This is a genomic window from Streptomyces sp. NBC_00876 (assembly GCF_045207435.1).
Lineage (GTDB): Bacteria > Actinomycetota > Actinomycetes > Streptomycetales > Streptomycetaceae > Streptomyces.
The window spans coordinates 7,395,924-7,406,427 of record NZ_CP108800.1 but is presented as its reverse complement, the minus strand read 5'-3'; the positions used below and the strand labels follow the sequence as shown (position 1 = coordinate 7,406,427).

General features: G+C 71.0%; 6 protein-coding genes. All 6 read left to right on the top strand.

Annotation, left to right across the window (positions count from 1 at the left end; genetic code table 11):
- Positions 1–56: 56 nt before the first annotated feature.
- The 6 genes from OG782_RS32410 to OG782_RS32385 all read left to right on the top strand — a co-directional run bounded on the left by OG782_RS32410 (position 57) and on the right by OG782_RS32385 (position 10,483).
- Positions 57–1,730, top strand: coding sequence for an extracellular solute-binding protein (locus OG782_RS32410; RefSeq protein WP_406457107.1), 1,674 nt, complete (start codon positions 57–59; stop codon positions 1,728–1,730).
- A 100-nt stretch (positions 1,731–1,830) separates the two neighbouring features.
- Positions 1,831–2,943, top strand: coding sequence for an ABC transporter permease (locus tag OG782_RS32405; RefSeq protein ID WP_406457105.1), 1,113 nt, complete (start codon positions 1,831–1,833; stop codon positions 2,941–2,943).
- Positions 2,940–3,911: a carbohydrate ABC transporter permease gene (locus tag OG782_RS32400; RefSeq protein ID WP_406457103.1), complete on the top strand. Its 972-nt coding sequence runs from the start codon at positions 2,940–2,942 to the stop codon at positions 3,909–3,911. The genes OG782_RS32405 and OG782_RS32400 overlap by 4 nt, the downstream gene beginning before the upstream one ends.
- A gap of 90 nt (positions 3,912–4,001) precedes the next feature.
- Positions 4,002–6,248, top strand: coding sequence for a WD40/YVTN/BNR-like repeat-containing protein (locus OG782_RS32395; RefSeq protein ID WP_406457101.1), 2,247 nt, complete (start codon positions 4,002–4,004; stop codon positions 6,246–6,248).
- A gap of 15 nt (positions 6,249–6,263) precedes the next feature.
- The gene (locus tag OG782_RS32390) at positions 6,264–8,240 is read left to right on the top strand and encodes a beta-galactosidase (protein ID WP_406457099.1); all 1,977 of its coding nucleotides are present in this window, start codon (positions 6,264–6,266) and stop codon (positions 8,238–8,240) included.
- Complete coding sequence (locus OG782_RS32385; protein WP_406457097.1) at positions 8,237–10,483, top strand: glycosyl hydrolase family 95 catalytic domain-containing protein; 2,247 nt, start codon at positions 8,237–8,239, stop codon at positions 10,481–10,483. Before OG782_RS32390 ends, OG782_RS32385 begins: the two co-directional genes overlap by 4 nt.
- The last annotated feature ends 21 nt before the right edge of the window (positions 10,484–10,504 follow it).

The window sequence follows — 10,504 nt, the reverse complement described above, 5'->3', positions numbered from 1 at the left end:
CCGAACGGCGGTCGCCCGCCACGTGTCGTCCTGGTGCGCCTCGAAGGGTTGACGCAATGACGCCGAATTCCTCCCCCTCCTCCGCGGCTCCGAGCCGGAGAAGCTTCCTCGCCACGAGCGCGGTCGCCGCTGTCGCCGTGGCCGGCGGGGTGCCGCTGCTCGCCGCGTGCGGTGGCTCCGGTTCAGGTTCCGGGGCCAAGGAGGGCACGACAACGGGCAAGGCACTCAAGAAGGTTGTGCCGTCCTACGCCCCGCTGAACCTGGTCCAGCCCGATGTCGCGAGCGTCAACGGTTCGAGCCCCGGCTTCACCAAGCTGCCCGACCCGCTGGCCGTCTCGGTGAAGTCGGTCCCGGGCAAGGGCTCGGAGTTCCGGGTCATGACGCCGCTGTGGGGCACCGTCCCGAAGAAGAACAACCCGTACTACGCGGCCGTGAACAAGGCCGTCGGCGCCACGCTCGACTTCGACCCGCAGGACGGCAACACCTACCAGGACAAGATCGGCGCGGTCCTCGCCGGTTCGGACATCCCGGACGTCATGACCATCCCGGGCTGGAACATGCAGGGGCAGATCCGCAACGCGATCAGCGCCAAGTTCGCGGACCTGTCGCCCTACCTGGCGGGCGACGCCGTCAAGAAGTACCCGAACCTGGCGAACATCCCGACGGGCGCCTGGCAGTACTCGGTCTTCGGCGGCAAGCTGCGCGGCCTGCCCATGCCGACGCCGGTCATCGGCAACGCGATCTTCTACCGCAAGGACCTGATCGGCTCCGGCGCCGTCCCGGCGAGCGCGGACGACCTGCTGGCCTTCGGCAAGGAGTACACCGACGCCAAGAAGAAGGTGTGGGCCTTCGACGACCTCTGGACCTGCATCCAGAAGATCTACGGCCTGCTGCCCGACGCCCCGCACTACTGGCAGCTGGAGAACGGCAAGCTGGTCCACAAGGTCGAGACGAAGGAGTACCGCGAGGCCCTCGCCTTCGCCCGCAAGCTCCACGACGGCGGGTACGTCCACCCGGACGCCGAGGCCAACAAGGACGCCGACTCCAAGATCCGCTTCACCAGCGGACACGTGATGATGTACAACGACGGCACCGGCGGCTGGAAGGGGATGGTCACCGAACAGGCGGCCGCCAACCCGAAGTTCGACATGCAGGCGCTGGACTTCTTCAACCAGGACGGCGGCAGGCCGGTCCTGTGGCAGGACGACCCGGCGGGCATCTTCACCTTCCTCAGCAAGAAGCTGCCCAAGGCGCGGATCGAGGAGTTCCTCGCGATCGCCGACTACGCGGCGGCGCCGTACGGCACCGAGGAGTTCATGCTCACCAACTACGGCGTGAAGGGCACCCACTACACCCTCAAGGACGGGGCGCCGACCTACACCCCGCAGGGTGTCCAGGAGGCCCAGCCCTCCACCTTCCTGTTCCTCGCCTCACCGCCGACCGCCATCGCCTACCCGGACCAGCCGCAGCTGGCCAAGGACTACGCGGGCTGGATGGCGCGCCAGGCCCCGAACATCAAGAAGCCCCTCTTCTTCGGCATGCAGGTCGTCGAACCGCAGCGGTACGCCTCCCTGTACACGCCCTTCGACGACCTCCAGAAGGACATCCGCCGCGGCCGCAAGAAGGTCAGCGACGTCGACGAAGCGGTGAACACCTGGAAGAAGAGCGGCGGCGACAAGCTGCGCGCCTGGTACCAGGACATTCTCGACAAGAACGGCTCCGGCAACTGACGCGTACGACGCGCATCGACCGTACGCAGGACAGCACGAGGGCCGCCGGGCGCACGATCCCCGGCGGCCGGGGCGGAGAGCACGACATGGGGAGCACACGGTGAAGCCACGGGCCACGGTCGCGACCGACCCGGACCGCACCGCCGACGGGGCCGGCGCCCCGGCGGGCGGCAGCGGTGACGGCGACGGTGACGGCAGGGACGAGAGCGGCGGACGGGCGGACGGGTCCAGGGCGGCCGGCACCGGCCGTACCCGTACGACGAGGAGGAGACCGGCCTGGACCGTCCCGCAGGCGGGCGGCATCACCTGGCGCCAACGGCTGCGGCGCGACCGCACCCTGGTGCTGATGACGCTGCCGGCCATCGCGCTGCTGCTGATCTTCAACTACATCCCGTTGCTCGGGAACATCGTGGCCTTCCAGGACTACGACGTGTACGACCTGGGCATCACCGGCAGCCCGTTCGTCGGCTTCGACAACTTCACCCGGATCTTCGAGGACTACCGCTTCTGGGAGGTCCTCACCAACACCCTGGTCATCTTCGTCACCCAGCTCGTCCTCTTCTTCCCCATCCCGATCGCCATCGCGCTGCTGCTCAATACGATCATGAGCGCGCGGGTCCGGGCCTGGGTCCAGGCGGTCGTCTATCTGCCGCACTTCTTCTCCTGGGTGCTCGTCGTCACCGTCTTCCAGCAGATGTTCGGCGGCGCGGGGCTGGTCGCCCAGTGGCTGCGTGAACACGGTCATGAGGGCTTCGACCTGATGACCAATCCGGGCTTCTTCAAGTTCCTGGTCAGCGCCCAGGCCGTGTGGAAGGACGCCGGCTGGGGCGTGATCGTCTTCCTGGCCGCGCTGGCCGCCGTCAACACCGACCTGTACGAGGCCGCTGCCGTGGACGGCGCGGGCCGCTGGCGCCGTATGTGGCACGTCACGCTGCCCGCCCTGCGTCCGGTGATCGCGCTCCTTCTCGTCCTGCGGGTCGGCAGCGCGCTCAACCTCGACTTCGAGCAGATCCTGCTCCAGCGTGACCAGGTCGGCGCCGGCGCTTCGGAAATCCTCGACACCTACATCTGGTGGACGGGCATCAAGACCGGCGACTTCGGTTACGCGGCCGCCGCCGGCATCTTCAAGGGCTTGTTCAGCGTCGCCATGGTGCTGGGTGCCAACAAGGTCGCCCACATGCTGGGCGAACAGGGGGTGTACTCCAAGAAATGACAACTCTCCTGGAACTCGAGAAGGACCCGGCAGACGCCTCGCCCCGGGGGCAGACACCGTTCCAGCGCGCCCTGCGCATGGAACCCCGCCCCGTGTGGGAGGAGGAGCCCACCAAGGCGGGGCTCGCCTTCAAGGGCTTCGGTCTCGTCGCGATCTGCGCGATCGTGATCATCCCGATCTGGGTGGTGCTGGTCACCAGTGTCTCCGACACCAGGACCATCAACGACGCGGGCGGCCTGGTCGTGTGGCCCCGGCACATCACCTTCGTCGCGTACAGGGAACTCCTGAGCGGCGGCGCGGTGACCCGCGCGGCGGCCGTGAGCGTGGGCCTGACCGTCGTCGGGACCGTGGTCAGCATGGGGGTCTCGATCCTGTGCGCCTACGGGCTCAGCCGCCGCGACTCGTACGCCCACCGTCCGCTGCTGATGACCCTGATGGCGACGATGTTCTTCGGCGCCGGGCTCATCCCCACCTATCTGCTGGTGACGGGCATCGGGCTGAGCGACAGCTACTGGTCGATGATCCTGCCCAGTGCGATCAGTGTCTTCAACGTGCTGGTCCTGCGCGGCTTCTTCATGGACACCGCGCCCGAACTCATCGACGCGGCCCGCATCGACGGCGCCGGCGAGTGGCGCATCCTGCTCCAGATCATCATGCCGCTCTCCCGCGCGGTCATCGCGGTGATCTCGCTCTTCTACGCGGTGGGCTACTGGAGCCAGTGGTTCAACGCGATGCTCTACATCCAGGACAGCGAGAAGTACCCGCTCCAGATGATCCTGCGCCAGCTGGTCCTCCAGCACCAGGTGCCGCCCGGCGCCATGGGCGCGGCGGTGAGCAACGGGTCGATCAACAGCCTCGCCGTGCAGATGGCGGTCATGATCCTCGCGCTGATCCCGGTCGCGATCCTGTCGCCGTTCGTCCAGAAGCACTTCCAGAAGGGCATGCTCACCGGCGCCGTCAAGGGCTGATCCCTGCCGCGCCGCAGGGGCCGGTCCGTGCCGTTCCCGGTACCGGCCCCCGCTTCTTCCTCCTCTCCCCCTGTCCGGAAGGTGTTCGCCATGCGCGCTTCCTCCGCGCCCACGCCCAGCCGCAGAACCGTGCTCGCCGCGACGGCCGTTGCCGCGGCTGCCGCGGCCCTGCCGGTCGCCGGCCCCGCCGCAGCCGCCTCGAAGCACCGTCACGACCTCACCACCGAGCCCCATCGCTGGCGGACCTCCGCGATCGGCGGCACGGGATTCGTCACCGGGGTGCTGTTCCACCCTTCCGTGAAGGGACTGGCTTACGCCCGTACCGATATCGGCGGCGCCTACCGCTGGGACGACGCGACGGCCCGCTGGACCGCGCTCACCGACCACATCGGCTGGGACGACTGGAATCTGCTCGGCATCGAGGCCCTGGCCGTCGACCCGGCACACCCGGACCGCCTCTATCTGGCCTGCGGTACGTACGCCCAGTCGTGGGCGGGCCCCGGCGCGGTGCTCCGCTCCGAGGACCGGGGCACGACCTGGCAGCGCGCCGACCTGACGGTGCGCCTCGGCGCCAACGAGGACGGGCGCGGCGCCGGCGAGCGGCTGCTCGTGGACCCGCTGGACAGCGACACGCTGTGGCTCGGCACCCGGCACGACGGGCTGCTGCGCTCCACCGACCGTGGTGCGACCTGGGCGCCCGTCGATTTCCCGGCCACCGCTTCGGCGGGCGGCCAGGGTGTCGTGTTCCTCGCCGCCGCGGGCCGGGCGGTGTACGCGGGCTGGGGTGACGGCGGCAGCGCGCTCTACCGCAGCAACGGTTCCGGCGGCTGGGAGGCCGTGCCCGGTCAGCCGTCCGGCGGCACGTCGACGAAGGTGCCGATCCGTGCCGCGTACGACGCCCGCGACCGTGCCCTGTACGTCACCTATGCGGACGCCCCGGGCCCCAACGGACAGTCCGACGGATCGGTCCACCGGCTGGACACGACCACGGACACCTGGAGCGAGGTCACCCCGGTGAGGCCCGACGCCGCGGCCGGTGACGGCTTCGGCTACGGCGGTGTCGCCGTCGACGCGCGCCGCGCCGGCACGCTCGTCGTCACCACCAACAACCGCTGGTCGCAGATCGACACGGTGTTCCGTACCACCGACGGCGGTGCGAGCTGGACCTCACTGAAGGACACCGCCATCCTCGATGTCGCCGAGACCCCCTATCTGCGCTGGGGCGGGGAGGCGGCCAAGTTCGGCTGGTGGATCCAGGCCGTGGCCGTCGATCCGTTCGACTCGCGGCACATCGTGTTCGGGACCGGCGCCACGGTCTTCGGTACCCGCGACCTCGTCCACTGGGCCCCGGAGATCAGGGGACTGGAGGAGTCGGCGGTACGGTTCCTGCTCGCCCCGCCCGGGAAGGGCGCCCGCCTCCTCAGCGGCCTGGGCGACATCGGGGTGATGTATCACGACTCGCTGACCACGTCCCCGTCCCGCGGCATGGCGTCGAACCCCGTCTTCGGCACGGCCACCGGTCTCGCCCTGGCCGCGCTCAATCCCTCGTACGTCGTGCGCACGGGCTGGCCCTCCGGATCGGACTCCGCCGGAGCGTTCTCGGACGACGGCGGCCGGAGCTGGCAGCCGTTCGCCGCCCAGCCGGAGATCGCGCCCTCGGCACCCGGACCTGTCGCGGTCTCGGCGGACGGGTCGGTCCTGCTCTGGTCGTTCATCCACTGGGACGGCACCAAGTACCCCGCGCACCGTTCCACCGACGGCGGTGCGAGCTGGACCGAGGTCGCCACGTTCCCCAAGGGCGGTACCCCGGTCGCCGATCCGCTCGACCCCCGGCGCTTCTACGTCTACGACACCGACACCGGGGCGGTCTTCTGCTCGACGGACGACGGTGCGACCTTCACCCGTGGTGCGACCGGACTCCCCTCCGGTGACGTGCAGTTCAAGGTGGCGGCGGCACCCGGACGCAGCGGCGACCTGTGGCTCTCCGCGAAGGACAACGGACTGTTCCGTTCGACGGACGGCGGGACGACGTTCACCGCGGTGGCCGGCTGCCAGGCCTCGCACGCACTGGGATTCGGCCGGGCGGCCCCCGTGAAGGACCGCGGGCGGCCCGGCGCCGGCTACCCGGCCGTCTTCCAGACCGGCAGGGTCTCCGCCACGTCTCCCGGCGTGGCGGTGCTGCGTTCCGACGACGCGGGCGCCACCTGGGTCCGGATCAACGACGACTCGCACCAGTGGGGCTGGACCGGCGAAGTGATCACCGGCGACCCCCGCGTCCACGGCCTCGCCTATCTGGGCACCAATGGCCGCGGCATCCAGTACGCACAACCCCAGTAAGGAACGAGATCCGCCATGCCGTCCCTGCGCGACGCAGCCCGTGGCCGCATCCTCTTCGGAGGCGACTACAACCCCGAGCAGTGGCCCGAGGAGGTGTGGGAGGACGACGCCCGGCTGATGTGGGAGGCCGGGGTCAACTCCGTCACCCTCGGCGTCTTCTCCTGGGCGAGACTCGAACCACGCCCAGGAGCCCGGGAGTTCGGCTGGCTGGACCGGCTGATGGACCTGATGCACGCGCACGGGATCGGCGTCGTGCTCGCCACCCCGACGGCATCACCGCCGCCGTGGATGGGGGCGCGGCACCCGGAGACCCTGCCGCGCACCGAGGACGGCTCGGTCGTCTGGTACGGCTCTCGCCAGCAGTTCTGTGCCAGTTCTCCCGTCTACCGGCGCTACGCCGCCGCCCTCACCGAGGACCTCGCGGCGCGGTACGCGGACCACCCCGCGCTCACGGTGTGGCACATCAACAACGAGTACTGCACCCACTGCTGGTGCGACGAGACCGCAGCCCACTTCCGCCGGTGGCTGCGCAGCCGGTACGGCACGCTCGACGCGCTCAACGAGGCGTGGGGCACGGCGTTCTGGAGCCAGCGCTACGACTCCTGGACCGAGATCCTGCCGCCGCGCAAGGCGCAGTACATGAAGAACCCGGCGCAGGTGCTGGACTTCAAGCGGTTCACCTCGGACGCGCTGATGGAGTGCTACGTCGCCGAGCGTGACATCGTGGCCCGGCACACCCCGCACATCCCTGTGACGACGAACTTCATGCCGCTGTGGTCGGGGCAGGACGCCTGGGCCTGGTCGGCGCAGGAGGACATCGTCTCCGTCGACATCTACCCCGACCCCCGGGATCCGCAGGGCGGCCAGTACAACGCGATGCTCGCCGACATGACGCGCTCGCAGGCCGCCGGTCCGTGGATGCTGATGGAGCAGGCCGCGGGACCGGTCAACTGGCGGGGCGTCAACCACCCCAAGCCGGCCGGCCTCAACAGGCTCTGGTCGCTCCAGTCGGTGGCACGCGGCGCGGACGCCGTCTGCTACTTCCAGTGGCGCCAGTCCCGGCAGGGATCGGAGAAGTTCCACTCCGGGATGCTCACCCATGCCGGCGAACAGGGCCGCACCTTCCGCGAGGTGAAGCGGCTCGGCGCGGAACTCGCCACGATCGGCCCGGCCGTCGGCGGCAGCGACGTACCGGCCGACGTCGCGATCCTGCACGACTGGGACTCATGGTGGGCGGGTGCGCAGGAGGGCAGGCCGTCCTCGCTGCTGGACTACACCGAGGTCGTGCAGCGCTGGCACCGGGCGCTGTGGGAGAACGGCGTCGTCACGGAGTTCGCGCGCCCCGAGGCGGATCTGAGCGGGTTCAAGGCCGTCGCCGTACCGCATCTCTATCTCCTCACCGACGCGGCGATCGACAATCTCGTGGCCTATGTGCACGGGGGCGGCAGGCTGGTCTGCGGCTTCTTCAGCGGGATCGCCGATGTCGACGACCGGATCAGGCCGGGCGGGATTGACGCGCGGCTGCGCGAGCTGTTCGGGATCCGGACGCTCCACGAATGGTGGCCGCTCGACGCGGGCACGACCGTGGAGTGCGACGGCTTCCGGGGCGGTCTGTGGTCGGAGGAGCTGGAGGCGGAGGCCGGCACCGAGGTGGTGGCCTCCTACCGAGAAGGCGAACTGTCCGGGCTGCCCGCGGTGTTGCGCCGGGGCCGCGCCGTGTACGTGTCGACGCTGCCGGAACCGGCGGCGCTGCGCACCCTGCTCGGGGACGTGGTGCGGGAGGCCGGCGTGGAGCCCGTCCTGGCCGGGCTGCCCGACGGCGTGGAGGCGGTCCGCCGCGGCGAGCTGCTCTTCCTGCTCCACCACGGGCGGGAGACGGTCACCGTGACCGTGCCGGGTGTGTACGAGGACCTGCTGACCGGCCGGACGGCCGACGGCCGGGTGGAGCTGGGCCGCTACGGTGTGGCCGTGCTGCGCAGAGCCGCGCCATGACCGGCCGCACGCACATCGACGGGACGTGGGAGCCGCGTCCCGCCACCCGCTGGGAGGACGCCTTCCTCGGCGGCAACGGCCGGCACGGCGCCATGGTGTACGGGGATCCGGCCGACGACCGGGTCATCGTCAACCACCACACACTGGTCCGCCCCAACGGCAGCGAGCACGTCCGCCCGCCCGAGCTCGCGGACCGGCTGGACGGGCTGCGAAACGCCTTGCTCGCCGGGGACACCACGGCCGCCGAGCGGTTCGGCGCGGGCCGGCCGCTGGTGTGGGTGCAGCCCTTCCATCCCGCGTTCCAGACCCGTATCCGCCCCACCCCCGATGGCGGTACGCCGACGGCGGACCTCCCCGCGGGCTACCGCCGCACAGTCGACTTCGCCACGGGTGAGATCTCGGCGGTGTGCGAGGGCCGCCGCAGCCAGGTCTTCGTCTCGCGCGCGGACGACGTGATCGTCCAGTGCGTCACCGGCCCCGGGCTCGCGGTGGACCTGACGCTGGACCATGCCCTGCCGGGGGCTCCGCCGCACCTGGCCATCGGGCGCAGCACCGTACTGACGCCGGGTGGCGGACGGCTGGCGCTGCGGGTGGGCTACCCGGACAGCGAGCTCGCGTACACCGGGGTGGCCGTGGTCCGGGCGGACGGCGGCAAGGTGTCGGTCGCGGGCGAGGGCATCCGGATCGAGGGCGCGCGGAGCCTGCTGCTGCTCACCCGGGTGCGGCGCCATGCGGGGAGCCTCGACCTCGCGGCGGAGTGTGCCGCGCTGCCGCACGACGACTACCCTGCCCTCCTCGCCCGGCACCGCCCGCTGCACCGCCCGGCCTTCGAGCGGGCCTCTCTGACCCTGGACGCGGATCCGGCCGAACGCGCCCTGCCCGGCAGCGAACTGGTGCGGCGGCCAGGCAGCCCTGCCCTGCTGGAGCGGCTGTTCGCGGCGGGGCGGTACCACCTGTTCTCCTCCTCCGGCATCCTGCCGCCCCGGCTGACCGGCCTGTGGACGGGCGACTGGGACACCGCCTGGTCGGGGGCGTTCACGACCAACGCCAACCTCAACCTCCAGGTCGCCTCGGCGGCAGCCGCGGCGCTGCCCGAGGTGTCCGAGGCGCATGCCGCCCTGGTGTACGGGCAGCTGGCCGACTGGCGGGACAACGCCCGGGCGATCTTCGGGGCGCGCGGCATCGTGGCCCCGTCCCACACCGACGGCGAGTCCGGCCACACCCGCCATTTCCAGCGCGCGTATCCGCTGCACCTGTGGACGGCGGGCGCGGACTGGCTCCTGGAGCCGCTGATCGAGCATGCCGAGACGAACGGGGTGACGGACCCGCGGCTGATCGGCGCGCTGCACGAGGCCGCCCTGTTCTACGAGGACTTCCTGACGCGGACCGCCCCCGACGGGACCGTGGCCGTCGTGCCCTCGTACTCGCCGGAGAACCGTCCTGCCAACGCCGGCTGGGGAACGGTGAACGCGACGATGGACCTCGCGGCGGCCCGCCACGCGCTCACCGCATCGGCCGGCCTCTCCCCCGCCGATCCGGCCTCGGCCCGGCGGCGGGCGCTCGCGGACAGGCTCCCGGACTACCGGGTCAACGAGGACGGAGCGCTGGCCGAGTGGGCGTGGCCGGGCCTGGAGGAGAACTACGACCACCGCCATCTCAGCCACCTCTACCCGGTGTGGCCGCTGGACGCGATCAATCCGTACGACGCTCCTGATCTGTCGGCCGCCGCGCACCGCGCACTGGAACTGCGCGGATCGGAGAACGACTCCGCCCACGGCCATCTGCACCACGCGCTGGTCGCCGCACGGCTGCGGGACGCTCCCCGCGCCTCGGCCGCGCTGAACGCCGTGCTGGCGGGCGACTTCTTCCACGACTCGCTGATGAGTGCGCACTATCCGTCCCGCAACGTCTACAACGCGGACGCCGCCCATGCGCTGCCCGCGGCGGTCATCGAGTCGCTCGTCCAGTCGACACCCGGCCGACTGGTCCTGATTCCCGCACCGCTGGCCGGCTGCCCGAGCGGTGAACTGCGCGGCGTGCGGACCAGGTTCGGCGCCGGACTGGATCTGCGCTGGCGCGCCGACGGCACCGCGACCGCGGTGCTGCGCCCCACCCGTGACGCCCGGATCGATGTCCGTACGGGCGACGGGAGCACCCTCACCGAATCCTCCGCCGGAACCCCCTCGGCCCTGCTGGAGCTGACGGCCGGCGTGGACCGCGTTCTCGACCTGAGACCGCGGTAGCACTCCCCCCACCCCATCCCC

Excerpts from the sequence above, each read along its gene's own strand:
- OG782_RS32410 (WP_406457107.1), top strand. The coding sequence starts at position 57 with ATGACGCCGAATTCCTCCCCCTCCTCCGCGGCTCCGAGCCGGAGAAGC.
- OG782_RS32385 (WP_406457097.1), top strand. The coding sequence starts at position 8,237 with ATGACCGGCCGCACGCACATCGACGGGACGTGGGAGCCGCGTCCCGCC.
- OG782_RS32390 (WP_406457099.1), top strand. The coding sequence starts at position 6,264 with ATGCCGTCCCTGCGCGACGCAGCCCGTGGCCGCATCCTCTTCGGAGGC.
- OG782_RS32395 (WP_406457101.1), top strand. The coding sequence starts at position 4,002 with ATGCGCGCTTCCTCCGCGCCCACGCCCAGCCGCAGAACCGTGCTCGCC.
- OG782_RS32400 (WP_406457103.1), top strand. The coding sequence starts at position 2,940 with ATGACAACTCTCCTGGAACTCGAGAAGGACCCGGCAGACGCCTCGCCC.